Below are 26,361 nucleotides of genomic sequence, written 5' to 3'. Positions count from 1 at the left end.
ACTGGCCCGGCGCCGCCACCCTCCCCGTCACCGACGGCACCGGCTCCCCCGTCACCGTCGGCCCCATGGGCAGCGCCGGACAGGGCGGCTGACCCACCTGCCCCGCACCCGACCCGGAACACCCGCCCGGCACATCACGCCGGTGAATCAGCCGGTCTCCCGCCCGACCGCAGTGGCCAGAGCCGCCTGCGCGGGCAGGACCGCGACCGTCTCGTCCCCCTCACGGTCCGGCGTCGGCCGGAACCCCAGTGAGGAGTACAGCCCCTCGGCCACGGCGTTGTCCGGGTCGTACGACAGGCGGAGTTCCCGGCAGTCACCCCGCTCGGCCAGCCAACCCATGAGGGTCCGCACAGCGGCGCGGCCCGCCCCCCTGCCCTGCTCGGCGCCATCGATCACCATGCCGCCGATCCAGTACGAGCCGTCCTCGTCACGGGCCCACATGATGTGCCCCACCACCGCTTCATCGGCCTGGACGGCCAAGGAGTTCCAGTCCTGCTCGTACATCGACAGCAGCAGATAGCGGGCCGCCAGCGCGGGAACGTATCCGCGCTGGCCATCCAACGGGGCGACATCCGCGACCGCGCGCCAATTGGCGTCGTTCACCTCGCCCAGCGCAATGTTTCGCCCGGCTTTGTCGATAATTCCCAGATTGATCATGCGGGCCAGGCTACGAGTCGAGCAGGGGGGCCACGAATCAATTTTCCCGCGAGGCCGGCACCCCTCCGGGACGGGTCCGCGAAGGGGCTCTACGCCGACCGCGTGGCTGCGCCGGGCTACGACCGATACTGCGACGAACTCCGCGTACAGACCGATCTGTTGAGGTCGGTTGCCGAAGGGGCGGACATGGCGGCCCCCGTCGCCGCCTGCCCCGGCTGGACCCTCGGACAGTTGCTGCGGCACGTCGGCGGTACGCACCACTGGGCCGCGACCGTCGTACGGACCCGGGCCACCGCCCCCGTACCGGAGGACCTGGTCAACGACGTCTCCGGCTACGCGGACGCCGAGCCCGCAGCGATGGACGCCTGGCTCGCCGAGGGGGCCGCGCTGCTGGTGGACGCCTTGCGTACCGCCGGTCCCACGGCACGGGTGTGGACCCCCGGACCCGGCGGCAGCACCCTCTTCTGGGCGCGCCGCATGCTGTACGAGGCGGTGGTGCACCGCGCGGACGCGTACCGGACGGCCGGGGCGGAGTTCGCGGTCGACGAGGACATCGCCGTCGACGGCATCGACGAGTGGATGGGGTTCGGCACCGTTCCGGAGGTCGCCGCGCCCCGGCCGGGAGTCCCGCCGCTGCTCGGCCCCGGCCGCACGCTCCGCTTCCACGGGGTCGGCGCGGCGCCGGGAGCGGCAGTGGAGTGGCTGGTCGACCTCACGGGAGACAGGGTCCTCTCCCGTCGGGCGGACGCCGAGCGCGAGGGCGGGCGCGCTGTCGAGCGCGAGGGCGGGAGTCTCAGCACGCGCGCGGGCGAGCGTGACGACCCGCGCGCCGCCGTCACCGTACGCGCCACGATGAGCGACCTCCTTCTGCTCCTGTACCGACGGCGTACGCCCAGCGACTCGGGCATCGAGGTCGACGGCGACGCGGGGTTGCTGGACCTGTGGGTGGAGCGGTCGGGCTTCTGGCTCCGGGAGTGAGAGGTCCCCCGCACTGACAGGTTCCCCCACACACGGAAAAATGTCATGCAATGCCCCGTGTGCACCACCACAATGGCGATCATGAAGAACACGTACAGCGAAGGTCCCGCCAGGCTCGGTGAGGCACGGCTGCCCGACGGGCGGTCGCTCGGGTGGTCCGAGTGGGGGTCGCCCGAAGGCGCGCCCGTACTGCTGTGTCCCGGGGCCGCCACCAGCAGATGGCTCGGTGTCGACCCGGGCGCCGCCGAGGCACTCGGGGTGCGCCTCGTCTCCGTGGACCGTCCGGGGCTCGGCGCCTCCACCCCCGTACCCGGCCGCACGTTCTCCGGCTTCGCCGACGACATCGGCCGGTTCGCCGAGCTGCGCGGGCTGGGGCGCCCGCCCGTGATCGGGAACTCGCAGGGTGCGCCCTTCGCCCTCGCCTGCGCCGAGGCCGGTGTCGTCTCCGCGCTGGCCGTCGTGTCCGGCGCGGACGAGGTCGCGGCCCCGGAGTTCGCGAGCGCCCTGCCGCCGGACCTGCTCGGAATCGTCGAGCGGGCCGCGTCCGATCCGGCCGGTACCGAGGAGTTCTTCGCCGGATTCGGCGCCGACGCGATGTGGGGCATGGTGATGGGCGGGAGTCCGGAGTGCGACCTCGCCGTGTTCCGGGAGCCCGACTTCGCGGCCGCCTACCGCCGGGCCCTGGAAGAGGGCTTCACCCAGGGGTCGGCCGGCTACGCCCGCGATACGGTCCTGGCCATGGGGCGCTGGCCGTTCGCCCTCGCGGAGATCGGTGTTCCGGTCGACATCTGGTACGGAGAGCTGGACACCAGCCACTCCCCCGACAACGGGGAGTTCCTCGCCGGCCGCATCCCCGGCGCCCATCGCCGTGTCGTACCGGGGATCGGCGGCGCACTGCTGTGGACGCACTCCGAGGAGATCCTGGCCTCGCTCATCGGCAGGGCCGCTGCCGGCCGTTAGCCACGGCGCGCGCCTCGACCACCTCGGCACACCCGTCCAGCACGCCCCCGCCCTGTGCACCCCCCGCGCACCCCCCGCCATGCCCTGCCTGCCTGCCTGCCCCGAGCCCAGTTGCCTATAAGCATTAGGTGGATGCATGATGACTTAAGGCAAGGATGAAGGAGCAGGCATGTCACCACGCGCGGGACTGACCACGGAACGTCTCGTGCTGGCGGGGGCGGAGCTGGCCGACGAGGCCGGATTCGACCAGGTGACCCTCTCGGCACTGGCCAGGCAGTTCGACGTCAAGGTCGCGAGTCTCTACTCGCACCTGAAGAACTCCCAGGACCTCAGGACCAGGATCGCCTTGCTCGCACTGGCCGAGCTCGCCGACCGGGGCGCGGCCGCCCTGGCCGGACGGGCGGGCAAGGACGCCCTAGCGGCCTTCGCGAACGTCTACCGCGACTACGCCCGGGAGCACCCGGGACGCTACGCCGCAGCGCGGTTCCGGCTCGATCCGGAGACGGCGGCGGCGAGCGCCGGGGTCAGGCACGCCGAGATGATGCGGGCGATCCTGCGCGGCTACGACCTGACGGAGCCGGACCGGACGCACGCCGTGCGGATGCTGGGCAGCGTCTTCCACGGTTACGTCAGCCTGGAGCTGGCCGGGGGCTTCAGCCACAGCGCTCCCGACTCCCAGGAGTCCTGGGTCTGGATCGTGGACCGCCTCGACGCACTGCTGCGGAACGGGCCCGCCAAGTGATCACTGCCGTGCGCGACCCCGGCATGATCGCGCGCCACGACCGCGCGCCACGCCCCTGAACGATTCGGACCCCGTGATCAAGGCTGAGACATGAGCACCGAGCACAACTGGACCACCACCCCCCTCACCGCTGACCTCGTGCGCGGCGTTCTCGACCTGGAGCGCACCGCGCACGGCCTGCTGCCGCACCGGCTGCCCGCCCGCGCGCGTGCGCAGTACGCCGACGGGCAGCTCGCCATGGCCGAGTCCCAGCCCTCCGGCGTACGCCTGGTCTTCCGTACCCGGGCCACCGTCGTCGAGCTGGACGCACTGCCCACCAAGCGGGTCTACGTGGGGGCGCCGCCCCGTCCGGACGGTGTGTACGACCTGCTCGTCGACGGCCGCCTCACCGGCCGGGCCGCTGTGACCGGCGGCAACACCCTCACCATCGACATGATGGCGGGGACCGCCGAGCAGCAGCCCGGTCCGGTCGGCACTCTCCGCTTCGACGGGCTGCCCGCCGTGGACAAGGACGTCGAGATCTGGCTGCCCCACAACGAGACCACCGAGCTCGTCGCCCTGCGCACGGACTCCCCCGTCGAGCCCGCGCCCGCGTCGGGCCGCAAGGTGTGGCTGCACCACGGCAGTTCGATCAGCCATGGTTCCGACGCCGCGAGTCCCACCACCACGTGGCCGGCGCTCGGCGCCTCGCTCGGCGGCGTGGATCTGATCAACCTGGGCCTGGGCGGCAGCGCCCTGCTCGACCCGTTCACCGCCCGCGCGATGCGCGACACCCCTGCCGACCTGATCAGCGTCAAGCTCGGGATCAACCTGGTGAACACCGATGTGATGCGCCTGCGCGCGTTCGGCCCCGCCGTGCACGGGTTCCTCGACACCATCCGCGACGGCCACCCGGCCGCACCGCTGCTCGTCGTCTCGCCCCTCCTGTGCCCGATCCACGAGGACACCCCGGGCCCCAGCATGCCGGACCTCTCCGCCCTGAGCGCCGGGAGGATGAGTTTCCGCGCCACGGGCGACCCGGCGGAGACGGCTGCCGGGAAGCTCACCCTGAACGTCATCAGGGACGAGCTGGCCAGGATCGTGGAGCAGCGGGCGGCGGAGGACCCGCACCTGTACTACCTCGACGGCCGCGACCTCTACGGTGCCGCCGACTACGCCGAACTGCCCCTGCCCGACGGGCTCCACCCGGACGCCGCCGCCCACCTCCGTATCGGCAAGCGCTTCGCCCGGCTGGCCTTCGGCGCCGAGGGCCCCTTCGCCGATGGGAGCGCGGGTCCGCAGGACTGCGGGGAAGGGCACTAGCGGGAGTGCCCCAAGAGGGGCGTCGGCCGGAGCGGCGGGGCCCGCTCCTCCTCGCGGCAGATTTCCGGTGGCGCGACGGCGAAGAGGGCCATGGCGTATCGCCAGAGGGCGAACGCGATGGTCTCTTCACAGGTACCGATCGGCGGCGACGGTGCCGAGACCGTGCCCGGCGTTCCTGGCGGTGTCAGCACGCCACGGCCCGCGGTCCGGCCGGTACCGCCGCGCGTGCGGGCCGAACCCCCGATACGGTCCGCCCCCTCCCGGCGGAGAGGGGCGGACCGACGGACAGCACGCGGCGTCAGCAGTCCGGGATCACGGCGCCGTTGTTGTCACGGGCCTCGTCGTTGCCCCAGCGGGAGAGGTAGTACGCGGACACGTACGCGTTGCGGCCGTTCTTCCCCGCGTACACCGTGTCCAGGTCCGTCCGCAGCCACCAGTGGTTGAAGCTGCTGCCCGAGCCGACCTGGGCTCCCCAGACCTTGCAGTAGACGTAGTTCGTCCCCGCGTTCAGCACGCCCTGGGCGTCGCCCGTGTTGGCGGCGGCATACCCCTCGGCGTTGGCGAAGGTGTCGACCCAGTACTTCCCACCACCGCTGCCGCCACAACCGTTGTCGCTGGTCAGGTACTTGCTGTAGTAAGAGCCGGGGTAGGGGGCGAGCGACTGGCCGTTGATCGCGATGCTCTGCCCGACGCCGTTGTGGAGCTGCTCGTAGTGGATGTGGGCACCCGAGCTGTTGCCCGTGGAGCCGGTCACCCCGATCTGCTGCCCCTGAGCGACCTGGGCACCATCGGCCACGGAGAACGAGGCGAGGTGGAAGTAGTACGTCTGCCAGCCGCCCCCGTGGTCGATGGCGATGTAGTTGCCCGCGCCGCTCGGCTGGGAGTAGCGGTACGCCGTACCGCCCGAGGAGGCCAGGACGGGCGACCCGGCCGTGGAGCCGCCGTCCGTACGCACGAAGTCGAGGGCCTGTCTGACCTCGGCGGAGTGGTGGCTGTAGGTCCATTGCTGGCCGCAGGGGTACGGGGCCTTGAAGTTGGGTGCGGCGGCCGCGGGGGTGGCGGTGGCCGTGACGGTGAGCAGGCCCGCGAGGAGCGACAGCAGACCGAGCAGGCTGATGCGGATCGAGCGCATGGGTGAGGAATCCTCCGGTCGGCAACCGAGCAGTGGGGGGGGCGGGTGCGTGGTACGAAGTGCCGTGGGATCTACGCGAGTTGAACGGACTCCAGAGTGCCGCAACTTCCGCGCCACCGAAACCCCGGCCACAGGGCGCGGGCGCAGAGGGCGCAGGCCGCGGGCGCAGCGGGCGCAGCGGGCGCGGGGACGACGGCCTGTCACCGCCGCCCCCGGTGGGGCCCTACAGGCCGTCCCCGTACGCGCGGGAGCGGCGTTCCGGCCGCTACTTCCGGTACAGCTCCTCGATCTCTGCCGCGAAGTCCCGTGCGACCGCGTCCCGTTTCAGCTTCAGGGACGGGGTCAGGTGGCCGCCCTCCTCCGTGAAGTCGCCCGGCAGGACCGTGAACCTACGGATCGACTCGGCGCGCGAGACCAGGCGGTTGGCTTCGTCGACCGCGCGTTGCAGGGTGGCCCGCAGTTCCTCGTCGTGCACCAGGTCCCGCATCGGCACGTCCTGCTTCTTGCGCATCTGGCGCCAGTGCTGGAGGCCGTCCGGCTCCAGGGTGATCAGGGCCGTGATGAAGGAGCGGTTGTCGCCGACCACCATGCACTGGCTGACCAGCGGGTGGGCGCGCAGCCAGTCCTCCAGGGGGGCCGGAGCGACGTTCTTGCCGCCGGACGTGATGATGATGTCCTTCTTGCGGCCGGTGATCGTCAGGTAGCCGTCCTCGTCGAGCGCGCCCAGGTCACCCGTGGCGAACCAGTCGCCGTCGAGCGCGGGGACCGGACCGCCGCGCTCGGCGTCCCAGTAGCCCTGGAACACCTGGCCGCCGCGCAGCAGGATCTCGCCGTCGTCCGCGATCCGTACCGAGGCCCCCGGAAGCGGCCAGCCGACCGTGCCGAGGCGGGGCTTGAGGGGCGGGGTCACCGTGTGGGCGGCGGTGGTCTCGGTGAGACCGTAGCCCTCGAAGATCTCGATGCCCGCGCCCGCGTAGAACGCCGCGAGCCGGTGCCCCAGCGGGGAGCCGCCGCAGATCACGTACCGGACATGGCCGCCGAGCGCCGCGCGGATACGGCGGTAGACCAGCGGGTCGTAGATCCCGCGGGCCGCCCGCAGGCCGAGGCCGGGCCCCGGTCCCCTGCCGTGTTCGGCGGCCTCGACCGCCTCCCCGTAACGCCGGGCGATCCGGGCCGCCCGGTCGAAGGACGAGGCCCGGCCCATCTTCTCGGCGGTGGCCCGGCCCGTGTTGTAGACCTTCTCCAGGACGTACGGGATGGCCAGCAGGAACGACGGCCTGAAGCCCGCGAGGTCGGCGAGCAGGTCCTCCGTCCGGATGGACGGGGCATGCCCGAGACGGACCCGGGCGCGCATGCAGCCGATCGCCACCATCCGGCCGAAGACATGGGAGAGCGGGAGGAACAGCAGGGTGGACGCCGGGTACGCGGACACCGACGTGAACACCGGATGCAGCAGCGCGATCGCGTTGTCGACCTCGGCGAAGAAGTTTCCGTGGGTCAGGACACAGCCCTTCGGGCGGCCCGTGGTGCCCGAGGTGTAGATGAGGGTGGCGGGACTGTCCGGTTCCAGCGTGGCCCGGCGGGCGGCGACCGCCTCGTCGGGGATGTCCCTGCCGAGCGTCTTGAGCCGGCCGACCACCCCGGTGTCGATCTGCCACAGATGGGCCAGACCGCCGAGCTGCTTGCGCTCCTGGCTGATCAGCCGGGCCTGCTCCTTCGACTCCACGGCGCACGCGACCGCCCCCGAGTCCTGGAGGATCCAGCGCGCCTGGAAGGCCGACGAGGTCGGATAGATGGGTACGGTGACCAGCCCGGCGGCCCAGGACGCGAAGTCGAGCAGCGTCCACTCATAGGTCGTACGGGCCATGATCGCGATCCGGTCCCCGGCCCGGAGCCCCTCCGCCATCAGGCCCTTGGCGACCGACCGCACCTCTTCGGCGAACTCGGCGGCCGTCACGTCCTGCCAGCCGCCGTCCTTCCGCTTCCGGCTGAGGACGGCGTCGGCGGGTGCCTCGCGGGCGTTGTCGAAGGGGATCTCGGCGAGCGAACCGCGCAGCACGCGCGGTGCGAAGGCCGGTACGGATACCTCTCGTACCGTTCCGTCGGCCGCCCTGGTCCTCGTGGGCTCGACCAGGACCGGGGCGGTGGGTGTGGCGGGTGGCGTGGACACGTGCGGCTCCTCAACTGGGGTCGGGCGGGTCGGTCGCCGGGTCGTCCGTCCGGCATCTTCAGGAAGGGAAGCGGAGGGGGGAAACGGAGGGAGCGGGGGAAACGGAAGGGCGGGAAACGGAAGGGGAAGCGGAAAGGAAAGGCGGGGCGCGCGGCGTCCCCCGACGCTCGGGCGCGCGGCGCCCCTCACCGCCCAGGCGCACGGCGCCCCTCGACGCTCAGGCGCGTTCGAGTATCGCCGTCACCCCCTGGCCGCCCGCCGCGCAGATCGAGATCAGCCCTCGGCCCGGCGCGTCCCGCTCCGCGAGCAGCGTGGCCAGGGTCGCGACGATCCTGGCTCCCGTCGCGGCGAACGGGTGCCCGGTGGCGAGGGGACGAGGTGCCGGGGGCGTACGCCGACGAGTGCCTTGATCCTGCCGCCCGTGCTCCTGGCGCGGCGGGCCGCGAGCAGGAGCCGGCGCAGCTGGTCGTTGACCCCGAGGGGCGCGTCGCTGGTGGTGTCCGCGCCGCCCGCGATCGCGGAGTCGACGGCACCGAGCGCGATCTTGCTGGCGGCGGAGATCACCGCCTGGAGGCCGGTTCCGCAGGCCTGTTGGATGTCGTACGCGGGCGTGCGCGGGTCCAGGGCCGAGCCGAGCACGGTCTCGCGGGCCAGGTTGAAGTCCCGGCTGTGTTTGAGGACGGCGCCCGCGACAAACTCGCCGACCCGTTCCCCCGCCAGGCCGTACCGCTCGATCAGCCCGTCGAGGGCGGCGGTGAGCATGTCCTGGTTGGAGGCCTCGGCGTACGGGCCGTCGGAGCGTGCGAACGGGATGCGGCTGCCACCGATGACCGCGACCCGGCGCGTCCGCGGGAGTGCGAGAGGGATACGTGCGGTCATCGCGACCACCTCGTGCCGGTCGGTCCCGGACGGTTCATCTCGACCTACTCCTGACTCTTGAGTAACCTTACTCAAGAGTAAATCTACGACCGAGCAGGGAGTCCGGACAATGGCCGACCGCTATCTGCACTTCACCGGCACAGCACCCGGCCGTTTCCTGGCCCGCAGGCTCGGCCTGCCGCAGCCCGCCCCGCTGCGCCGCTGGACCCTGGAGACACCGGGCCTCGACGGCCCCCTCCTGCACCTCACCGCCGGAAGGTCCGCGATCACGGACGAGCTCCGGGCGCTGCTCGGCGCGACCGGGCCGAAGACCGTCGACCGTGCCGAGCGGCCCGCCGCCATCGTGCTGGACGCGACGGGAGTGGCCTCCGCCGCCGGGCTCGGCGATGTGCACGCCGCCCTGCACCCCGTCGTCCGCTCCCTCGCGCCCTGCGGCCGTGTCGTCGTTCTCGGTACGGCCCCCTCCCCCGACGACCACCACCGGGCGGCGGCCCAGCAGGCGTTGGAGGGATTCGTCCGCTCCCTGGGCAAGGAGATCGGCCGGGGCTCCACCGTTCAGCTCCTGCGCGTCGTCCCGGAGGCGGTGGCCTCCGCCGAGTCCACGCTCCGCTTCCTGCTCTCCCCCAAGTCGGCGTACGTCAGCGGCCAGGTCATCGAGCTGACCGCGGCCGCCCCCGGCCCGGTGGCCGACTGGGCCGCGCCGCTGTCCGGCCGCACCGCCCTGGTCACCGGCGCCGCCCGGGGCATCGGCGCCTCGGTCGCGTCCGTACTGGCCCGCGACGGTGCCCGGGTCATCTGCCTGGACGTCCCCCGGGCCCAGGACGAACTGGTCCGCATCTGCGACCGGCTCGGCGCCACCGCCCTCCCGCTGGACATCACCGCACCCGACGCCGCCGAACGCATCGCCGCCGCGGCCCCCGGCGGGCTCGACGTCCTCGTCCACAACGCGGGCATCACCCGCGACCGCCGCCTCGCCAACATGCCGGCCGACCGCTGGGCATCGGTCATCGAGGTCAACCTGGACAGCGTGCTGCGCACGACGGACGCACTCCTGGAGGCGGGCACGGTCAACCGCGGCGGCCGGATCGTCGCCACCGCCTCGATCGCGGGCATCGCGGGCAACAACGGCCAGACCAACTACGCGGCCGCCAAGGCGGGCATCATCGGCCTGGTCCGCTCGCTGGCGCCACGCGCCGCCGCCGAGCACGGCATCACGGTCAACGCCGTCGCCCCCGGTTTCATCGAGACGAAGATGACCGCCGCCGTGCCGCTGTTCATCCGCGAGGCGGGCCGCCGGATGAACTCCCTCGCGCAGGGCGGCCTTCCGGCCGACGTCGCCGAGGCGACGGCCTGGTACGCCCAGCCCGCGTCCAGCGCCGTCAACGGCCAGGTCCTGCGCGTCTGCGGCCAGAGCCTGCTGGGGGCGTGACGCCGATGCCGAGCCTGAGCGCCTCCCTGGTACGCGGGGCCGTCACCTCCCCGTTCAAGCGGGCCGGACGGGACGGCGCCACGCTGCCCGCCGTCCGGCTCACCCTCCCGGCCGCCCCCGTCGCGCCCGGACCTCTCGCCACGTACCGCAGGATCTGCGGCTTCACCGGGCCGGGCAGCACCGCCGGGAGCGGCCGGGAGGCCACCGGCCACCCGCCGCCGCTCACGTACCCGCATGTCCTCGCCTTTCCGCTCGCCATGCGGCTGATGACCGGCCGGGCGTTCCCGCTGCCCGTCGTCGGGCTCGTCCACACCTGGATCGAGATCACCCGTCACCGGACGGCGTACATCGATGAACCACTTGAACTCACGGTGTACGCGGCAGAGTTGGCGCCCCACCGCAGGGGCACCGAGGTCACGATGGCGACGGAGGCGCGGGTCGCCGGCACGCTGGTGTGGGAGTCGCGCAGCGGCTATCTGTCACGGCACGCGACCGCGCCCGGCGCGGGGACGGACGCGGATACGCAAGCGGGCCCGGGGACGGATGCGGAGGCGGCCACGGGGACGGACGCGGAAGCCGGTGCCAGGGACGGGGCCGCTGCCGGAGCCGGTGCGGGAGGGGGAGGCCGGAGCCCGGCCGTCCGTCCCTCTCCGCCGGCCACCGGCGGCCTTCCCCCGGTCGCCGAGTGGCGGCTGCCCGGGGACCTCGGACGCCGGTACGGCGCCGCCTCCGGCGACCGCAACCCGATCCATCTGTATCCGCTCACGGCCCGGCTGTTCGGCTTCCCCCGGGCCATCGCGCACGGCATGTGGACGGTGGCCCGGTGTCTCGCCGAGGCCGGGGAGCCCGAGCGGATCCGGCACGTGCGGGCCGGCTTCAGGGCCCCCGTCCTGCTGCCCGCCACCGTGACGTACGCCGCCGACGCGGCGGGCGGCGCCTTCGAACTGCGGGACGGCGGTGGGCGCCTCCACCTCACGGGGACGATCACCAGGGATGCCTGAAGGCTCGGAGAACGAGTCCTACGAGCGCGTCTCCACGTACTCGGGCCGTGCTGCCGGCGCGGGCCGCGCGGCCGGGCGCATGGCCAGGACCAGCACGGCGAGCCCGGCGAAGACGGCCGCGGAGACGACGCCGCCGACGTGCAGCGAGGCGGTGAACGCCTCCCGCGCGTCGTGCAGCAGTTCCGCGCCCCGGTCCGCGGGCAGGTCCCGGGCCGCGGCCACCGCGTCGGCCAGTGAGTCGGACGTGCCGTCCATCCTGCCGCGGTAGACCACCGCGGCCACCACACCGAGCAGCGCGAGACCCAGCGAGCCGCCGAAGTAGCTGCTGGTCTCCGACATCGAGGCCGCCGACCCCGCGCGCTCCGGCGGTACGGACCCGACGATCAGCCCGGTGCCCAGCGCGAACAGCGGGCCGGTGCCCAGTGCCAGTACAGCGATACCGGTCATCACCAGCGGCAGGGGGTGCGCACCCCCGGCACCGGCCAGCAGCAGACTGCCCAGCGCCGACCCCGCCAGCCCGCCGGCCATCGCGGTCGTCGTCCTCATCCACCGGCCCAGCAGCGGAGCGGCCATGGTGCCGGCCGCCACCCCCAGGCCCATCGGCGCGAACAGCACGGCCGACTCGACCGGCGAGAAACCCAGCACGCCCTGGAGGTACTGGGTCACCACAAGGCCCGTACCGGCCATGGCCATACCGGCGAAGGCAAGCGCCACCAGGACGGCCGTGAACGGGCGATTGCGCAGGAGCCGCAGGTCCAACAACGGTGTCTCCAGCCGCAGTTGCCTGCGCACGAACAGGAATCCGACGGCCGCACCGGTCACAAGGGCCACGGCGGGCACAGCGGTCACCCCCTCCACGGCCAGCTGCTTGATGCCGTGGACCATCAGCAGCACCGCCGCGAGCGACAGCCCCACGCTCGCCAGGTCCACCCGGCCGGCCCTGTCGCCGCGGAACTCCGGCAGCAGGGCCGGCCCGGCGAGCAGCAGCAGCGCCATCGCCGGAACGGCGACCAGGAACACCGACCCCCACCAGAAGTACTGGAGCAGGAATCCGGCGAGTACGGGTCCGAGCGCGCCCCCGGTGAACTGGCAGGTCGCCCAGATCGCGATGGCGCGCCCGCGCTCCCGCTCGTCGCGGAACATGCTGGTGATCAGGGCGAGGGTGGACGGCACCAGGGTCGCCCCGGCGACGCCCAGCAGCGCCCGCGCGATGATCAGTGTCAAGGGGTCGGTCGCGAGGGCGGCCACGACCGACAGCACCCCGAACGCCGCTCCGCCGGCCATCAGCAGGCGTCGGCGGCCGATCCGGTCGCCGAGCGTCCCCATCGTGATGACCAGACCGGCCACCATGAGGCCGTAGCTGTCACTGATCCAGAGCTGCTGGACGCTGTCGGCCCCCAGATCGGCGCTCAGCCGCGGAAGCGCGAGCAGCAACGCCGTCACATCCATCGCGACGAGGAAGGTCGGCAGCATGAGGACGATCAGCCCCAGCCACGCCCGGTTGACCCGCATCTTCGAAACTCCCTGTTCTGTCGGCTCGCTCGATGTGTCACCGGTCGGTCGGAGCGGCGCGACGCTTCTTGACATCGCCGGGATCGCCGGGATCACCGGGATCACCGGGATCACCGGGATCACCGGGATCACCGGGTCGCGGCGGAAGAAGAAACCCGTGCGAATCCCGCCCGGGGATGTCAAGACGAGGGCAGCGGCTCCGACCAACGGTCGAAGGACCCCTCCGGGCCCGCGAAACACGAGTACGAGCACGAGCACAAGTACGAGGAGTACGCGATGAAGTTCCTGATCAGCATGCACATCAATCCGGCCGTGCTGGACGCGCTGACCGACGAGGAGAAGGCGGCGATCGGCGAGGGCCACGGCACGTTCATCGAGGCGCTGAAGAGGTCCGGCGAGCTGATCACCACCCAGGCGCTGGTCGACCCGTCCCAGGCCGCCGTGGTGTCCGTGCGCAACGGCCAGCCGGTGGTGACCGACGGACCGTTCCTGGAGTCCAAGGAGTATCTCGGCGGCTTCTACCTGATCGACTGCGAGAACAAGGAACGGGCGATCGAGCTGGCGGCACGGATCCCGGACACCGCGGTCGACGGGCTCGGTGTCGAGGTGCGCCAGGTGATGTTCGCCGACGGACAATTGGAGGCATGAGAGCAGCCGTCATCGAGGACCTGCTGCGTGAACTCACGCCGCAGGTCCTCGGCACCTTGGTACGCCGGCACGGCCGGTTCGAGGGATGCGAGGACGCCGTGCAGGAGGCCGTCCTCGCCGCCGCGGTCCAGTGGCCGGCCGAGGGGGTGCCGGACAATCCGCGCGGCTGGCTGGTGACGGTCGCGTCCCGGCGGCTCATCGACCAGATGCGCAGCGACCACGCGCGCCGCGAGCGGGAGACGGCGACGGCCGCCGAGGTGGTGCCCGAGGACGTGCCGGACACCGACGACACACTCGTCCTGCTGTTCCTGTGCTGCCATCCGACGCTGACCCCGGCCTCCCAGACCGCCCTCACGCTGCGGGCGGTCGGCGGTCTGACCACCGCCGAGATCGCCCACGCGTTCCTGGTGCCGGAGGCCACGATGGGGGCCAGGATCAGCCGGGCCAAGCAGCGCGTGAAGGCCGCCGGGAGCTCCTTCCGCCTGCCGGAAGGCGAGGAGCGCGAGGAGCGGCTGCGGGTCGTCCTGCATGTGCTCTACCTGATCTTCAACGAGGGCTACACGGCCTCCTCCGGCAGCGAGCTGCACCGCGCCGGCCTCGCACGCGAGGCGATCCGGCTGACCCGGACGGTGCGGGCGCAGCTGCCCGAGGACGGCGAGGTGACCGGACTGCTCGCGCTGATGCTGCTGACGCACGCCCGCCGGGAGGCCCGTACGACGGAGGCGGGCGACCTGGTGCCGCTGGACGAGCAGGACCGTACGAAGTGGGACCGCGCGCTGATCGACGAGGGCACAGCGCTGGTCAAGACGTCGCTGGCCGTCCCGGCGCTGGGGCCCTACCAGTTGCAGGCCGCCATCGCCGCCACGCACGCGGACGCGGCCACGGCGCAGGAGACCGACTGGCCGCAGGTGCACGCCCTCTATCTGATCCTGGAACGGATCGCGCCCAACCCGGTGGTCACTCTCAACCGGGCCATCGCGCTGGCCGAGACCGAGGGCCCGGCGGCCGGGCTGGCGCTGCTGTCCACGCTGGACGGCGACGCGCGGCTGGCCGGGCATCACCGGCTGCTGTCCGTACGGGCGCATCTGCTGGAGAAGACCGGCGACACGGCCGGGGCGTACGAGCACTACCGGCGCGCCGCGAGGGCCACCGCCAGCATCGCCGAGCGGCGCTACCTGGAGTCCCGGGCCGGCCGGGTGAGGCCCCGTGTTCCACCGCGGAGGCCGACCGCGTAGGACGCCGCGAGCCGCAGCCGGGCGGCGGGGGCCGCAGGCGGCAGGCGGGCCGCGAACGGCGGGGCGCCTCGCCTCCGACGGGCTACGACGGCGGCTGCCAGGGGCTGCCGTTCATCAGGTTCTCCAGGCCCGCCCAGGAGAAGTTCATCAGGGTCGCCGCGGCCTCCTTCGCCGAGACTCCCGGGGTGTCGTTCGCCCATCCGGCGAGCGCCTCCGCGGCACCCACGAGGGCCTGCGCGAGCCCCGCCACATCCCGGTCGGGGAGCGCCGGATCGTGGTGCGCCTCGCGGGCCGCCGCCCCGATCAGACCCGTCACGAACGCAACGATCTCGCCGCGCATCACGGCGACCTCGGTGGCGAACGGCTCCCCGTGCGTGCGCGCCTGACGGTTCAGCACCGACCAGCCGTCCGGGTTCTCCGCGGTGTGGGTGAAGAACGCCCGCAGCCCCGACCACAGTTGACGGTCTGCCGCCAGCCCCGGCTCCGTACCCGCCCGCACCGCGTCGACCAGCGCCTTCGCCTCGCGTCTGATGCACGCGGTGAAGAGGTCCTCCTTGGAATTCAGATACAGGTAGACCAGCGGCTTGGACACACCGGCCTGCTCCGCGATCTCGTCCATCGAGGCGGCCCGGTATCCGCGCTGCCCGAAGATCCGCACCGCGGCGTCCATCATCTGCTGCTCACGCACGGCGCGCGGCATCCGTTTGCTCTTCACAGCACCCACGTCCGACTTCCTCCCGCCCCGCTGCCCTACTCCTCGGTAAGAGTACGGCGCGGCCCCCGCCCCCGTCGTACGGAACGGAGTCCGCCCCCGTCCGTACGCAACGGGGTCCGCCCGGCCGTCCGGGTCCCCGGCGGCCGGATTTCGACTCCTCCCTCCGCAGCAGTGCCCAGGGACATCCCGGGGAACCCGTACACCCGAGGTCTGACACCGGGTCCCACCGCCGCATGATGTGGACGCCGCCCCTCCGTCCTACCGTTCACGGCATGAAGACCAGCCTTCGCAGCCGTACGGCAGTCATGGTCGTTGCCTTAGCGACCGCCGCGACCCTCGCCGCACCCGCCACCGCGGCGACAGCGGGATCAGCTTCGACAACCGCCACGAGCGACACGAGCGCCATCGCCGGAAGCACCGGCAGCAACGCCGAGCCGCTGACGCTTCCCCGTCCGACCGGCAGGTACGCGGTCGGCCGCGACACGTTCCTCCTGACCGATCACTCCCGCAAGGATCCCTGGGTGCCCGAAGCGGACGCCCGGGAGCTGATGGTGTCGGTGGACTACCCCGCCCGGCGGCACGGCGGCGGCACCCCGGCCGCGTACATGACGCTGGAGGAGGCCAGGCTCTTCCTGGCCGAGCGCGGTCTGGACGAGGCCATCCCGCCGGCCGTGGTCGCCGGCACCCGCACCCATGTCCGTGAGGACGCACGCCCGGCCGGCGGCAGGTTCCCGCTGGTGCTGCTCTCCCCCGGCTTCGGCACACCCCGCGCGACGCTGACCGGCCTGGCCGGGGAACTGGCGAGCCGCGGCTACGTCGTGGCGACCGTCGACCACGCCTACGAGTCGTCCGGGACGTCCCTTCCCGACGGCCGGGTGCTCACCTGCGCCGCGTGCGATGCCCTGGAGAAGGCACCGGACATGGAGGCCAAGAAGAAGCTCCTCGCCGCCGTCTCCGCCGGACGGGGCACCGACCTCTCCTTCGTACTGGACCGGCTGACCGGGGAGCGGCGGAACGGTTCGCACCCGCGGGCCTGGCGGTACGCCGGTCTGATCGACCCCGACCGGGTCGGCACGGCGGGCCACTCCATCGGCGGCAGCGCGGCCGTCTCCACGATGGCCACCGACCACCGGGTGGACGCCGGGATCAACATGGACGGGACGTTCTTCGGGCGCGTTCCCGAATCCGGTCTCGGCGGCCGCCCCTTCATGCTGCTCGGCACCGCCGTCGATCACTCCCCGGGCAGCGCCGACACGACCTGGAAGGAGGACTTCGCGCGGCTGGACGGCTGGAAGCGCTGGCTGACCGTCACGGGCTCCGGCCACTTCACGTTCACCGACACCCCCGAGCTCTCCGAACAGCTCGGACTGGAGGACCCCACGGTACCGATCTCCGCGACCCGTTCGACGGAGATCACCCGGGGCTACGTGACCGCCTTCTTCGACCGGAACCTGCGCGACCGTCACCGTCCCCTGCTCGACGGCCCCACCCCGGCCAACCCCGAGGTGGTCTTCCACAACCCCTGACGACAGCGGAGCGCCCCCGGACCGTCGGGTCCGGGGGCGCTCCGTCGTACGGGTGTCGTTGTCACGCGGTGACCGGGAGGCTCACCTTCTGCTCCGCGTCACGGACGTCGGCCGGGCCGATCCCGTCGACCGGGGACGAGGAGGCCGAGTTGTACGCCTCGTGGTCGAGGATCTTCTCGCGGGCCGAGACGATCACCGGGACCAGCGCCTGCCCGGCCACGTTGGTGGCGGTGCGCATCATGTCCAGGATGGGGTCGATGGCCATCAGCAGGCCGACGCCCTCCAGCGGGAGGCCGAGCGTCGAGAGGGTGAGGGTCAGCATGACCGTCGCACCGGTGAGACCGGCGGTGGCCGCCGAGCCGATGACCGAGACGAAGGCGATCAGCAGGTAGTCACCGATGCCCAGCTGCACGTCGAAGATCTGCGCGATGAAGATCGCCGCCAGCGCCGGGTAGATCGCGGCGCAGCCGTCCATCTTGGTGGTCGCGCCGAACGGGACGGCGAAGGACGCGTACTCCTTCGGCACACCGAGGCGCTCGGTGACCTTCTGGGTGACCGGCATCGTGCCGACCGAGGAGCGGGAGACGAACGCGAGCTGGATCGCGGGCCAGGCGCCCTTGAAGAACTGGAGCGGGCTGACCTTGGCGACGGTGGCGAGCAGCAGCGGGTAGACGCCGAACATCACCAGGGCGCAGCCGATGTAGACATCGGCGGTGAACGTCGCGTACTTGCCGATGAGGTCCCAGCCGTAGTCCGCGATCGCATAGCCGATGAGGCCGACGGTGCCGATCGGGGCGAGGCGGATGACCCACCACAGGGCCTTCTGGAGCAGCTCCAGAACGGCCTCGCTGAGGGTGAGGATCGGCTTGGCCCTGTCGCCGAGCTGGAGCGCGGCGATACCGGCGACGGCGGCCATGAAGACGATCTGGAGGACGTTCAGCTCGGTGAACGGTGTGATCACGTTGTCCGGGATGATGCCGGTCAGGAAGTCGAGCCAGGAGCCCTTGCCCTCGGGGAGCTTGCCGTCCTTCGGCGTGAGGCCGGTGCCGGAGCCCGGGTTGGTGATCAGTCCGATCGCGAGGCCGATGGCGACGGCGATCAGCGAGGTGATCATGAACCAGAGCAGGGTGCGGGTGGCCAGCCTGGCGGCGTTGTTGACCTTGCGCAGGTTGGTGATCGACACCAGGATCGCGAAGAAGACCAGGGGCGCGACGGCCAGCTTCAGCAGCTGGACGAAGATGTGGCCGATCTTGTCGAGGGTGGTGTAGAGCCAGCTGATGTCCTGGCTGCGGGCGAGCCAGCCGAGCAGGACACCGAGCACCAGACCGGCGACGATCTGGGCCCAGAACGGGACCTTCGGTATGCGGGACCCGGAACCGGCGGACTTACCGGTCTCGGGGGCGGCGGACGCGGAATTCGCGGACACGGACACACTCCTGATGGACGCAGCGGGGACGTACGGGTGCGGACGTACGGTCGTGCGGTCGAACGGGGACGGGGTGCGGCGCCCGCGTCAGGGGCGGCGCCGCTGCATGATGCCGATTCAGACGTTGCGGCAACAGACCGCGGACATACAGCGGCAGAGGTCGACATGCAGGCGCGCCACGAGCGGGACGCTCGCGGCGTGGCAGGGGCGCGCTGCTGTCTTCATGTCGAATACGTTAACACTTGAACTTTGAGAACCTCAAAGGCCTTCTTTGATCCGGGAACGCGGCGCGGTCCGGTCCCGCACACCCGGAGAAACGGAAAACCCCAGCACTGGAGCGGTCTGCTCCGGTCCGGGGTTTCCTGCGCGGGGCACGCGCGGGAGGCGTGCGGGGCGTGAGTGTGAGGAAGCTTACGCGGCGCTTATGCAGCACGGGGGGCGTCCGCCCGGCTCGCGCCGGGGCGCCTGCCGGGCCACGCCTGCGCGGGTCCGCCGAGCGGCACGCTCGGCGGACCCGCGCCCGCCGGGCCGCGGCTACTGAACGGCGTCCTCGCGGGTCCGGTTGGCCTCAAGACGGGCCTTGGTCCGGTCGACCGTGGTGATCAGCTGCTCGGACATCTCGTCGCGCTGCTTGCGCAGCAGCACATAGCTGAGCGGGGCGGAGAGGACCAGGCCCAGCAGGATGACCCACACGAAGTTGGACCCCGCGAGCCCGGAGGGCAGCACACCGAAGTGGACGGCCACACCGGAGACGAAGAAGCAGCCGACGAAGATCAACAGGCGCAACGCCGTGTACCGGATCGTTGCGCTCGGCTTGGCAGCGGACACGGCTGACCCTCTCTCTGCATTCGTGGTGCGTGCCTCGCGGCACATTCCTGCCCGTCCAGTGAAGCATGCCCCGAATTCACTGGGTTCACAGGGTTACCGGGTGGCCGGACGGGCGGGCGCGCGGTGGTTCAGCCGTGGAGCGGGAGCAGCATGATGATGTCGTCGCGGTCGTCCCCGTCGGCGACCCGGATCGCGCCCGGTACCCGCCCCACCTCCTTGTATCCGCAGGAGGCGTAGAAGCGGTCGGCCCCGGTGCCGCCCCGGCAGGTGAGGCGGATGGCCTCGATGCCGTCGATCCCGCGGGCCGCGTCGGCCGCCGCGGCCATCAGCTCCCGGCCGAAGCCCCGCCCCTGGTGGCGGGGGTGGACCATGACCGTGTAGAGCCACATCCAGTGGCTCATCAGCCGGTGCGCGTTGTGGGCGAGGAAGGCCGTGGCGGCGACGGCGCCGTTCCCGTCGTAGCCGACGAGCAGCCGAGTGCGGCCCTCGACGATCGAGACGAGGTGCTTGAGCAGTTCCGGCCGGATCTCCTCGGCACTGGCGGGCGGTACGAAGCCGACGGCGCCGCCCGCGTCGGTGACATCGGCCCACAGCGCGGTGATGCCGTCACGCAGGGACCGGTCGAACGCGGGGTCAAGCTCAAATGTAAGTGCCATTGGGCGAGAGTAACCATTACTGCGGTTAACGCTCAACCCTGTCCGGAACGCGAGAAAGCCCCGGCCGGGACGGCGGCCGGGGCTTTCGTGCCGGGGGATCCCGTACGGCGGAATCACCTCACACGGACACGGTTCAGACCCGCATCGGCTGCGGCTCCTCGCGCCGGCCGGCGTCCGGGCCCGGGTACTCGCGCAGGATCTCGTAGCGGGTGTTGCGCTCGACGGGCCGGAAGCCCGCGTCGCGGATCAGGTCCAGCAGGTCGTCACGGCCGAGCTTGTTCGGCGTGCCGTAGTTGTCCGCGTCGTGCGTGATCTTGTACTCGACGACGGAGCCGTCCATGTCGTCCGCGCCGTGCTGCAGCGCGAGCTGGGCCGTCTGCACACCGTGCATCACCCAGAACACCTTGACGTGCGGGACGTTGTCGAACAGCAGCCGGGAGACCGCGAAGGTCTTCAGCGCCTCGGCGCCGGTCGCCATCGTCGTACGCGCCTGGAGCTTGTTGCGGACCTTGCCGTCCTTCATGTCCACGAAGTCGTGCTGGTAGCGCAGCGGGATGAAGACCTGGAACCCGCCGGTCTCGTCCTGCATCTCCCGCAGCCGCAGCACGTGGTCGACACGGTGACGGGGCTCCTCGATGTGCCCGTACAGCATCGTCGCCGGGGTCTTGAGCCCCTTCTCGTGCGCGAGACGGTGGATGCGCGACCAGTCCTCCCAGTGGGTGTCGTGGTCGACGATGTGCTGGCGGACCTCCCAGTCGAAGATCTCCGCGCCGCCGCCGGTCAGCGACTCCAGACCGGCCTCGATCAGCTCGTCGAGGATCTCGGAGGCCGAGAGCCCGGAGATCGTCTCGAAGTGGTGGATCTCCGTCGCCGTGAACGCCTTGAGCCCTACGTTCGGCAGGGCCTCCTTCAGCGCGCTGAGCGAGCGCGGGTAGTAGCGCCAGGGAAGGGTGGGGTGGAGCCCGTTGACGATGTGGAGCTCGGTGAGGTTCTCGTTCTCCATCGCCTTGGCGAGGCGGACGGCCTCCTCGATCCGCATCGTGTACGCGTCCTTCTCCCCCGGCTTGCGCTGGAAGGAGCAGTACGCGCACGACGCGGTGCACACGTTCGTCATGTTGAGGTGACGGTTGACGTTGAAGTGCACGACGTCGCCGTTCTTGCGCGTGCGCACCTCATGGGCCAGCCCGCCGAGCCACGCCAGATCGTCGGACTCGTAGAGGGCGATCCCGTCCTCGCGGGTCAGCCGCTCGCCGGCCCGGACCTTCTCCTCCAGCTCGCGCTTGAGTCCCGCGTCCACTAGGGCGCCTCCCATATCTCTACGTAACAGACTCCGCCCACCGTACGCCTACGGCTCTTCCGGAAGTTCCCCGACCCGGTTCTCCCACTTGGTGGACAGCACGATGGTGGTACGGGTCCGGGAGACGCCCTTCGTGCCGCTGAGCCTGCGGATCGTCTTCTCCAGGCCGTCCACGTCACCGACCCGCACCTTGAGCATGTACGAGTCGTCGCCCGCGATGAACCAGCAGTCCTCGATCTCCGCGAGGTCCTTCAGCCGGCGCGCGACGTCCTCGTGGTCGGCGGCGTCCGACAGCGAGATGCCGATCAGCGCGGTGACCCCGAGGCCGAGCGAGGCGGAGTCGACGGTGGCGCGGTATCCGGTGATGACCCCGGCGGTCTCCAGCCGGTTGATGCGGTCGGTGACGCTGGGCCCGGAGAGCCCGACGAGCCGCCCGAGCTCGGCGTACGAGGCCCTGCCGTTCTCCCTGAGGGCCTGGATGAGCTGCCTGTCCACCGCGTCCATATGACTGGAACCTTCCATTGTTCAGCAGTACCGCGAGTTTACGTGTAGAATCTAAGGCATGCAGGGTCGACGCCCTGCAAATCTTTCAGAACATCCAAGAATCGCTTTCGAATCTTCAGGAGTGAAGTCACCGTGTACACGATCGAGATGGCCTACGCCCGGATGCGCGAGCTGCAGGACCTGGCCAACCGCTCGCGTGCCCACCAGCCCACCGCCGCGCACCGCGTCGACAAGACGCGCAACCCGCGCGCCGCCAAGAAGCGCTGACCCCACCGGATCAGCCCCGGGCGCACCCGCCCGGCCGGTTCCCCGGCCGGCCCCGCGCTCACCCCTCCGAGCCGCGGGAGCCACCACCGAGCTCTCCCTTCCAGCGGCGGTACAGCTGATGCGGCACCCCTGCCGCGTCCAGCACCCGCCCGGCGACGAAGTCCACCAGATCCTGGATGTGCGTCGCCCCCGCGTAGAACGCCGGGGAGGCGGGCAGCACCACGGCGCCCGCCTCGTCCAGGGCCACCATCTGCTTCAGCGTCCGACCGCTCAGCGGCGTCTCGCGCACCGCGACGACGAGCGGGCGCCGCTCCTTGAGCGTCACGCTCGCGGCCCGCTGGAGCAGATCCTTCGACAGACCGAGCGCCACCCCGGCCACACAGGCCGTCGACGCCGGAACGATCAGCATCCCCTTGGCCGGGTACGAGCCCGAGGACGGCCCGGCCGCCAGGTCACCGGCCGCCCAGTACCGCACCCGGTCCAGCTCCGCCGCGCCCACCTCGAAGGTGTCCGGCCTCCCGTCCGCCCCCCGCGCCAGCCAGCCGCGCAGGTCCTGCTGCCAGTGCGCGTCGCGGAACGCGATCCCCGTCTCGTCCAGCAGGGTCAGCCGCGAGGCACGGCTCACCACCAGGTCCACACTCTCGCCGCCGGCCAGCAGGCCGCGCAGGACCGCGGCCGCGAACGGAGTCCCCGACGCGCCGGACACCCCGACAATCCAAGGCCGTCGCTGCCGCTGAGTCACTGAAGTCCCGGATTTCACACCCGCGAGCCTATCCGGCGCCTCTGCGTACACCGCACCCGGAACACGTCCGCGTACCCCGCCCGGAACCGGGCGGAGGTGAGGGACGTTCCCAGGGTGACGGGCAAGCCGGGGGCAGGGGCCAGCCATGAGGGACATGCGTACGAACACCACCACGACGACCACCGCCGGCGCACGGGCCCGGACGGCCGGCGCGCTCATGGCGGGCTGGGTCGCCCTGCTGTGGGTTCTCGAAGGCATCGACACGGCGACCGGACACGCCCTGGACACCTACGGCGTCACACCGCGCGAACCGGCCGAGCTGCGCGACATCGTGCCGTCCGCGTTCCTGCACGGCGGCTGGGACCATGTCGCCTCCAACAGCGTTCCGCTGCTGGTCCTCGGCTTCATCGCGGCTCTCGCCGGGATACGCAGATTCGCCGCCGTGGTCCTCACGATCATCGTGGTCAGCGGCCTCGGCGTCTGGCTGACCGCACCGCCGGACACCGTGACGCTCGGCGCGTCCGGGGTCGTCTTCGGCCTCTTCGGCTATCTGCTGGTCCGCGGCTTCGTGGACCGTCGGCCGCTCGACATCGTGGTCGGACTCGTCGTCGCCGCGGTCTACGGCTCACTGCTCTGGGGCGTCCTGCCCACCGACTCCGGCATCAGCTGGCAGGGTCACCTCTTCGGGCTGATCGGCGGGGTCGGCGCGGCCTTCGCCTTCCGCCGCACGCCCCGGGCCCTCACGGTGTGAGGCCACGCACCACCAGGTCCAGCAGCGCGCACGCGAAGAGGGCGATGCCGATGAAGCCGTTGACGGAGAAGAAGGCCCTGTTCAGCCGGGACAGATCGTGCGGCCGCACCACGCGGTGCTCGTAGCCGAACGCCACGGCGACGATCGCCATGCCGATCCAGTAGAAGTGCTCCGCGTCCGTGGCCAGCCCGAACCAGACCAGCATCCCGGCCGTGATCACATGGCAGACCCGCGCGCCCCACAGCGCGGCCGGAATCCCGAAGCGGGCCGGGACCGACAGCACCCCGTGGGCCCGGTCCGCCTGCACGTCCTGACAGGCGAAGATCAGGTCGAAGCCACCGATCCAGATACCGACGGCGAGCCCCAGGATCACCGCGTCCCACGACCAGCTGCCGGTCACCGCGAGCCAGGCGCCGACCGGCCCGATGGCCTGGGCGAGCCCCAGGATCGCGTGCGGGTAGTTCGTGAACCGCTTGCCGTACGGGTAGACGACCATCGGCACGACGGCGAGCGGCGCGAGCGCCAGGCACAGCGGGTTCAGCAGCGCGGCGGCGCCGAGGAAGACGGCGAGAGCGACCAGCGCCCCCGTCCACGCCGACTTCACCGACACCGCGCCGGTGACCAGTTCGCGGTTGGCCGTACGCGGATTACGGGCGTCGATCTCCCGGTCGATGATCCGGTTGGCGGCCATCGCGAACGTACGCAGCCCGACCATCGCCAGGGTGACGAGCAGCAGCGTGCCCCAGTGGATGTTCCCGTCCAGCCGGAACATCGCGGTCAGCGCGGCGATGTACGCGAAGGGCAGCGCGAAGACCGAGTGCTCGATCATCACGAGCCGCAGGAACGCCTTGATCCTGCTGCTCGGCTCTGCGGAGCCGGAGCCGGAGCCCAGTGCTGCGTCGGCGGCACTCACAGTCCGTATTCCTTCCAGCGGCGGTCGACCTTCGCCGCCGTCTCCGGGTCGGACTCGACCATCTCCGGCCAGCCCCCGTCCCGGGTGTAGCCCTCCTCGGGCCACTTCCTCGTCGCGTCGATGCCCGCCTTGCCGCCCCAGAACTGCTGGTACGAGGCGTGGTCGAGGTGGTCGACCGGCCCCTCGACGACGGTCAGGTCACGGGCGTAGTCGGTGTTGCCCAGCGCCCGCCAGGCGACCTCGTGCAGATCGTGGACATCGCAGTCGGCGTCCACGACCACGATCAGCTTGGTCAGCGACATCATGTGCGCGCCCCAGACCGCGCTCATCACCTTCTGGGCGTGCTTGGGGTACTTCTTGTCGATCGAGACGATCGCGCAGTTGTGGAAGCCGCCCGACTCCGGCAGGTGGTAGTCCACGATGTCCGGCACGATGATCTTGAGCAGCGGCAGGAAGAACCGCTCGGTGGCCCGCCCCAGCGGCCCGTCCTCGGTCGGCGGCCGGCCGACCACGATGGACTGGAGCAGCGGCCGCCTGCGCATGGTCACGCAGTCGATGGTCAGCGCGGGGAACGGTTCCTGCGGGGTGTAGAAGCCGGTGTGGTCGCCGAAGGGCCCCTCCGGCAGCATCTCGCCCGGCTCCAGCCACCCCTCGATGACGACCTCGGCCTGTGCGGGGACCTGGAGCGGCACGGTCTTGCAGTCGACCATCTCGATCCGCTTGCCCTGGATGAACCCGGCGAAGAGGTACTCGTCGATGTCCCCGGGCAGCGGCGCGGTCGAGGCGTACGTCACCGCGGGCGGGGCGCCGAAGGCGATGGCGACCGGCAGCCGCTCCCCGCGCTTCGCGGCGGCCTGGTAGTGGTTGCGGCTGTCCTTGTGGATCTGCCAGTGCATCCCGATGGTGCGCTTGTCGTGGCGCTGGAGCCGGTACAGCCCCAGGTTCCGCACGCCGGTCTCGGGGTGCTTGGTGTGCGTGAGCCCCAGGTTGAAGAAGGAGCCGCCGTCCTCGGGCCAGGTGAAGAGCGCGGGCAGCCGGTCGAGGTCCACGTCGTCCCCGGTGAGGACGACCTCCTGGACCGGAGCGCTGTCGCCCTTCACCTTCTTCGGCGGCACGTGCACCATCGAGCCGAGCTTCCCGAAGGCCTCCCGCACCCCGATGAAGCCCTGGGGCAGCTCCGGCTTGAGCAGCCCGCCGATCTTGTCGCTGATGTCGGCGTACGACTTCAGCCCGAGCGCCTTGAGCAGCCGCCGGTCGGTGCCGAAGACGTTCATGGCCAGGGGCATCGAGGCGCCCTTGACGTTCTCGAAGAGCAGCGCGGGACCGCCCGCCTTGTTCACCCGGTCGACGATCTCACCGACCTCCAGGTGCGGGTCGACCTCGGCCTTGATGCGCTTGAGATCGCCCTCACGCTCAAGAGCCCGGAGCAGGGAGCGAAGATCGTCGTAAGCCATGCCGTCCAGTTTGTCATCCCCGCCCCGGCCGTCCGCCGGGGCTCCCCCGACTCCGGGCCCTGGAAGTCCACCGGCAGCCGGTAGCCTGGCCGCGTCACCGGGGCCCGCCGGCCCCGCCGCCGCTTCCAGGGGGACCTCCCACCATGCTCAGGGCCTTGATCTATCTCCTCCCGCTGGCGCTGACGATCTACGCGTTCATCGACTGCCTGAACACTCCGGAGGACGAGGCCAGGCATCTGCCCAAGGTGGCCTGGGTCTTCATCATCCTGTTGTTCTGGATCGTCGGTCCGATCGTGTGGCTCGCCGCCGGCAAGCTGCGCCAGGCGCCCACCGGGGGCCGTACGCCCTCCGAGTGGCACCGCGGCCACCGCACGCAGTGGGTGGCACCGGACGACAATCCGGAGTTCCTGAAGGCGCTGAAGGACGAGAACAAGAAGGACGAGTCGCTCCTCAAGGACTGGGAGGCGGACCTGCGCCGCCGCGAGGAGGAGATCAAGCGCCGCGAGGGCAGCGCCGGCCCCGAGGACCCCGCCCCGCCGGCTTCCTCCTGACCTCCCGGCTTCCTCCCGTACGTGGAACGGCTGCCCTCCCCCTTCGCTCGGGGGCGGGCAGCCGTTTCGCGTACCACTGGGGAGAC

The 26,361-nt window shown here is 71.5% G+C and carries 26 protein-coding genes and 2 pseudogenes; 13 read left to right on the top strand and 15 right to left on the bottom strand.

Annotation, left to right across the window (positions count from 1 at the left end; all coding sequences use genetic code 11):
- A pseudogene (locus ACIGJO_RS33880) lies at positions 1 to 92 on the top strand (DUF4232 domain-containing protein); the annotation flags it as partial.
- A 55-nt stretch (positions 93 to 147) separates the two neighbouring features.
- On the opposite strand, the gene ACIGJO_RS33875 reads toward ACIGJO_RS33880, so the two are convergent.
- The gene (locus ACIGJO_RS33875) at positions 148 to 657 is read right to left on the bottom strand and encodes a GNAT family N-acetyltransferase (RefSeq protein ID WP_399964895.1); all 510 of its coding nucleotides are present in this window, start codon (positions 655 to 657) and stop codon (positions 148 to 150) included.
- A 102-nt stretch (positions 658 to 759) separates the two neighbouring features.
- Between ACIGJO_RS33875 and ACIGJO_RS33870 the strand changes: the two genes are divergently transcribed.
- The 4 genes from ACIGJO_RS33870 to ACIGJO_RS33855 all read left to right on the top strand — a co-directional run bounded on the left by ACIGJO_RS33870 (position 760) and on the right by ACIGJO_RS33855 (position 4,639).
- Positions 760 to 1,635, top strand: a complete 876-nt coding sequence (locus ACIGJO_RS33870) for a maleylpyruvate isomerase family mycothiol-dependent enzyme (protein WP_399964893.1) — start codon at positions 760 to 762, stop codon at positions 1,633 to 1,635.
- An 81-nt stretch (positions 1,636 to 1,716) separates the two neighbouring features.
- Positions 1,717 to 2,595, top strand: a complete 879-nt coding sequence (locus tag ACIGJO_RS33865; RefSeq protein ID WP_399964891.1) for an alpha/beta fold hydrolase — start codon at positions 1,717 to 1,719, stop codon at positions 2,593 to 2,595.
- A gap of 169 nt (positions 2,596 to 2,764) precedes the next feature.
- Positions 2,765 to 3,337, top strand: coding sequence for a TetR/AcrR family transcriptional regulator (locus ACIGJO_RS33860; RefSeq protein ID WP_399964888.1), 573 nt, complete (start codon positions 2,765 to 2,767; stop codon positions 3,335 to 3,337).
- Positions 3,338 to 3,427: 90 nt separating this feature from the next.
- Positions 3,428 to 4,639 carry a GDSL-type esterase/lipase family protein gene (locus ACIGJO_RS33855; protein WP_399964886.1) on the top strand — a complete coding sequence of 404 codons (1,212 nt, stop codon included), beginning with the start codon at positions 3,428 to 3,430 and terminating at the stop codon, positions 4,637 to 4,639.
- A gap of 298 nt (positions 4,640 to 4,937) precedes the next feature.
- Here ACIGJO_RS33855 and ACIGJO_RS33850 read toward each other — a convergent pair whose 3' ends face one another.
- The 4 genes and pseudogenes from ACIGJO_RS33850 to ACIGJO_RS33835 all read right to left on the bottom strand — a co-directional run.
- Positions 4,938 to 5,771 (bottom strand): M23 family metallopeptidase, encoded by an 834-nt coding sequence (locus ACIGJO_RS33850; RefSeq protein WP_399964884.1) that lies wholly within the window; start codon positions 5,769 to 5,771, stop codon positions 4,938 to 4,940.
- A gap of 265 nt (positions 5,772 to 6,036) precedes the next feature.
- The gene (locus ACIGJO_RS33845) at positions 6,037 to 7,941 is read right to left on the bottom strand and encodes an AMP-dependent synthetase/ligase (RefSeq protein ID WP_399964882.1); all 1,905 of its coding nucleotides are present in this window, start codon (positions 7,939 to 7,941) and stop codon (positions 6,037 to 6,039) included.
- Positions 7,942 to 8,158: 217 nt separating this feature from the next.
- Positions 8,159 to 8,251 (bottom strand): hypothetical protein, encoded by a 93-nt coding sequence (locus tag ACIGJO_RS33840; protein ID WP_399964905.1) that lies wholly within the window; start codon positions 8,249 to 8,251, stop codon positions 8,159 to 8,161.
- 32 nt (positions 8,252 to 8,283) lie between these two features.
- Positions 8,284 to 8,820 (bottom strand): annotated as a pseudogene (locus ACIGJO_RS33835) (beta-ketoacyl synthase N-terminal-like domain-containing protein); the annotation flags it as partial.
- A 109-nt stretch (positions 8,821 to 8,929) separates the two neighbouring features.
- On the opposite strand from ACIGJO_RS33835, the gene ACIGJO_RS33830 reads away from it, so the two are divergent.
- Together ACIGJO_RS33830 and ACIGJO_RS33825 are read left to right on the top strand one after the other, a co-directional pair.
- The gene (locus ACIGJO_RS33830; RefSeq protein WP_399964880.1) at positions 8,930 to 10,249 is read left to right on the top strand and encodes a 3-oxoacyl-ACP reductase; all 1,320 of its coding nucleotides are present in this window, start codon (positions 8,930 to 8,932) and stop codon (positions 10,247 to 10,249) included.
- Positions 10,250 to 10,254: 5 nt separating this feature from the next.
- Positions 10,255 to 11,250, top strand: coding sequence for a MaoC/PaaZ C-terminal domain-containing protein (locus ACIGJO_RS33825; protein ID WP_399964903.1), 996 nt, complete (start codon positions 10,255 to 10,257; stop codon positions 11,248 to 11,250).
- Positions 11,251 to 11,268: 18 nt separating this feature from the next.
- On the opposite strand, the gene ACIGJO_RS33820 is transcribed toward ACIGJO_RS33825, so the two are convergent.
- On the bottom strand, positions 11,269 to 12,762 hold the full coding sequence (locus tag ACIGJO_RS33820) for an MFS transporter (RefSeq protein WP_399964879.1): 1,494 nt from the start codon (positions 12,760 to 12,762) through the stop codon (positions 11,269 to 11,271).
- Between the two features lie 276 nt (positions 12,763 to 13,038).
- Here ACIGJO_RS33820 and ACIGJO_RS33815 point away from each other — a divergent pair, with 276 nt between their 5' ends.
- Together ACIGJO_RS33815 and ACIGJO_RS33810 are read left to right on the top strand one after the other, a co-directional pair.
- Positions 13,039 to 13,410, top strand: coding sequence for a YciI family protein (locus tag ACIGJO_RS33815; protein ID WP_399964877.1), 372 nt, complete (start codon positions 13,039 to 13,041; stop codon positions 13,408 to 13,410).
- Complete coding sequence (locus tag ACIGJO_RS33810) at positions 13,407 to 14,645, top strand: RNA polymerase sigma factor (RefSeq protein WP_399964875.1); 1,239 nt, start codon at positions 13,407 to 13,409, stop codon at positions 14,643 to 14,645. Before ACIGJO_RS33815 ends, ACIGJO_RS33810 begins: the two co-directional genes overlap by 4 nt.
- 82 nt (positions 14,646 to 14,727) lie before the next feature.
- Here ACIGJO_RS33810 and ACIGJO_RS33805 read toward each other — a convergent pair whose 3' ends face one another.
- Positions 14,728 to 15,345 (bottom strand): TetR/AcrR family transcriptional regulator, encoded by a 618-nt coding sequence (locus ACIGJO_RS33805; protein ID WP_399964901.1) that lies wholly within the window; start codon positions 15,343 to 15,345, stop codon positions 14,728 to 14,730.
- Between the two features lie 287 nt (positions 15,346 to 15,632).
- Here ACIGJO_RS33805 and ACIGJO_RS33800 point away from each other — a divergent pair, with 287 nt between their 5' ends.
- Entirely contained in the window at positions 15,633 to 16,886 is a 1,254-nt protein-coding gene (locus ACIGJO_RS33800) for an alpha/beta hydrolase family protein (RefSeq protein ID WP_399964872.1), read from the top strand.
- 61 nt (positions 16,887 to 16,947) lie between these two features.
- Here the strand turns inward: ACIGJO_RS33800 and ACIGJO_RS33795 are convergent, their stop codons facing one another.
- The 5 genes from ACIGJO_RS33795 to ACIGJO_RS33775 form a co-directional block, all read right to left on the bottom strand.
- Complete coding sequence (locus ACIGJO_RS33795) at positions 16,948 to 18,312, bottom strand: dicarboxylate/amino acid:cation symporter (RefSeq protein ID WP_399964870.1); 1,365 nt, start codon at positions 18,310 to 18,312, stop codon at positions 16,948 to 16,950.
- A gap of 534 nt (positions 18,313 to 18,846) precedes the next feature.
- Positions 18,847 to 19,140 carry a DUF4229 domain-containing protein gene (locus tag ACIGJO_RS33790; protein ID WP_399964868.1) on the bottom strand — a complete coding sequence of 98 codons (294 nt, stop codon included), beginning with the start codon at positions 19,138 to 19,140 and terminating at the stop codon, positions 18,847 to 18,849.
- Positions 19,141 to 19,268: 128 nt separating this feature from the next.
- Entirely contained in the window at positions 19,269 to 19,796 is a 528-nt protein-coding gene (locus ACIGJO_RS33785; protein ID WP_399964866.1) for a GNAT family N-acetyltransferase, read from the bottom strand.
- Positions 19,797 to 19,929: 133 nt separating this feature from the next.
- Positions 19,930 to 21,093, bottom strand: a complete 1,164-nt coding sequence (gene mqnE, locus ACIGJO_RS33780) for an aminofutalosine synthase MqnE (protein ID WP_266927701.1) — start codon at positions 21,091 to 21,093, stop codon at positions 19,930 to 19,932.
- 48 nt (positions 21,094 to 21,141) lie between these two features.
- Complete coding sequence (locus tag ACIGJO_RS33775) at positions 21,142 to 21,597, bottom strand: Lrp/AsnC family transcriptional regulator (RefSeq protein ID WP_030588629.1); 456 nt, start codon at positions 21,595 to 21,597, stop codon at positions 21,142 to 21,144.
- A 132-nt stretch (positions 21,598 to 21,729) separates the two neighbouring features.
- On the opposite strand from ACIGJO_RS33775, the gene ACIGJO_RS33770 reads away from it, so the two are divergent.
- On the top strand, positions 21,730 to 21,864 hold the full coding sequence (locus ACIGJO_RS33770) for a hypothetical protein (RefSeq protein ID WP_266922714.1): 135 nt from the start codon (positions 21,730 to 21,732) through the stop codon (positions 21,862 to 21,864).
- 58 nt (positions 21,865 to 21,922) lie between these two features.
- Here ACIGJO_RS33770 and ACIGJO_RS33765 read toward each other — a convergent pair whose 3' ends face one another.
- On the bottom strand, positions 21,923 to 22,606 hold the full coding sequence (locus ACIGJO_RS33765) for a UbiX family flavin prenyltransferase (RefSeq protein ID WP_399964863.1): 684 nt from the start codon (positions 22,604 to 22,606) through the stop codon (positions 21,923 to 21,925).
- A 154-nt stretch (positions 22,607 to 22,760) separates the two neighbouring features.
- Here ACIGJO_RS33765 and ACIGJO_RS33760 point away from each other — a divergent pair, with 154 nt between their 5' ends.
- Entirely contained in the window at positions 22,761 to 23,357 is a 597-nt protein-coding gene (locus tag ACIGJO_RS33760; protein ID WP_399964861.1) for a rhomboid family intramembrane serine protease, read from the top strand.
- Here ACIGJO_RS33760 and mqnP read toward each other — a convergent pair.
- Positions 23,347 to 24,270: a menaquinone biosynthesis prenyltransferase MqnP gene (gene mqnP, locus ACIGJO_RS33755; RefSeq protein ID WP_399964859.1), complete on the bottom strand. Its 924-nt coding sequence runs from the start codon at positions 24,268 to 24,270 to the stop codon at positions 23,347 to 23,349. The two genes, ACIGJO_RS33760 and mqnP, sit on opposite strands and share 11 nt — an antisense overlap.
- Entirely contained in the window at positions 24,267 to 25,724 is a 1,458-nt protein-coding gene (locus tag ACIGJO_RS33750) for a menaquinone biosynthesis decarboxylase (protein ID WP_399964857.1), read from the bottom strand. Before ACIGJO_RS33750 ends, mqnP begins: the two co-directional genes overlap by 4 nt.
- 143 nt (positions 25,725 to 25,867) lie before the next feature.
- On the opposite strand from ACIGJO_RS33750, the gene ACIGJO_RS33745 reads away from it, so the two are divergent.
- Positions 25,868 to 26,275, top strand: coding sequence for a PLD nuclease N-terminal domain-containing protein (locus ACIGJO_RS33745; protein WP_399964854.1), 408 nt, complete (start codon positions 25,868 to 25,870; stop codon positions 26,273 to 26,275).
- The last annotated feature ends 86 nt before the right edge of the window (positions 26,276 to 26,361 follow it).

It is taken from the genome of Streptomyces sp. NPDC079020, from assembly GCF_044542225.1.
GTDB lineage: Bacteria > Actinomycetota > Actinomycetes > Streptomycetales > Streptomycetaceae > Streptomyces.
The sequence above is the reverse complement of the archived record's forward strand: the minus strand, read 5'-3'. Positions and strand labels throughout refer to the sequence as shown.

Coding starts and splice junctions, on each gene's coding strand:
- ACIGJO_RS33875 (WP_399964895.1), bottom strand. CDS start 657: ATGATCAATCTGGGAATTATCGACAAAGCCGGGCGAAACATTGCGCTG.
- ACIGJO_RS33865 (WP_399964891.1), top strand. CDS start 1,717: ATGAAGAACACGTACAGCGAAGGTCCCGCCAGGCTCGGTGAGGCACGG.
- ACIGJO_RS33745 (WP_399964854.1), top strand. CDS start 25,868: ATGCTCAGGGCCTTGATCTATCTCCTCCCGCTGGCGCTGACGATCTAC.
- ACIGJO_RS33820 (WP_399964879.1), bottom strand. CDS start 12,762: ATGCGGGTCAACCGGGCGTGGCTGGGGCTGATCGTCCTCATGCTGCCG.
- ACIGJO_RS33825 (WP_399964903.1), top strand. CDS start 10,255: ATGCCGAGCCTGAGCGCCTCCCTGGTACGCGGGGCCGTCACCTCCCCG.
- ACIGJO_RS33850 (WP_399964884.1), bottom strand. CDS start 5,771: ATGCGCTCGATCCGCATCAGCCTGCTCGGTCTGCTGTCGCTCCTCGCG.
- ACIGJO_RS33810 (WP_399964875.1), top strand. CDS start 13,407: ATGAGAGCAGCCGTCATCGAGGACCTGCTGCGTGAACTCACGCCGCAG.
- ACIGJO_RS33855 (WP_399964886.1), top strand. CDS start 3,428: ATGAGCACCGAGCACAACTGGACCACCACCCCCCTCACCGCTGACCTC.
- ACIGJO_RS33800 (WP_399964872.1), top strand. CDS start 15,633: ATGAAGACCAGCCTTCGCAGCCGTACGGCAGTCATGGTCGTTGCCTTA.
- ACIGJO_RS33775 (WP_030588629.1), bottom strand. CDS start 21,597: ATGGACGCGGTGGACAGGCAGCTCATCCAGGCCCTCAGGGAGAACGGC.
- ACIGJO_RS33815 (WP_399964877.1), top strand. CDS start 13,039: ATGAAGTTCCTGATCAGCATGCACATCAATCCGGCCGTGCTGGACGCG.
- ACIGJO_RS33830 (WP_399964880.1), top strand. CDS start 8,930: ATGGCCGACCGCTATCTGCACTTCACCGGCACAGCACCCGGCCGTTTC.
- ACIGJO_RS33760 (WP_399964861.1), top strand. CDS start 22,761: ATGCGTACGAACACCACCACGACGACCACCGCCGGCGCACGGGCCCGG.
- ACIGJO_RS33785 (WP_399964866.1), bottom strand. CDS start 19,796: ATGGCACTTACATTTGAGCTTGACCCCGCGTTCGACCGGTCCCTGCGT.
- ACIGJO_RS33805 (WP_399964901.1), bottom strand. CDS start 15,345: ATGCCGCGCGCCGTGCGTGAGCAGCAGATGATGGACGCCGCGGTGCGG.
- ACIGJO_RS33860 (WP_399964888.1), top strand. CDS start 2,765: ATGTCACCACGCGCGGGACTGACCACGGAACGTCTCGTGCTGGCGGGG.
- ACIGJO_RS33750 (WP_399964857.1), bottom strand. CDS start 25,724: ATGGCTTACGACGATCTTCGCTCCCTGCTCCGGGCTCTTGAGCGTGAG.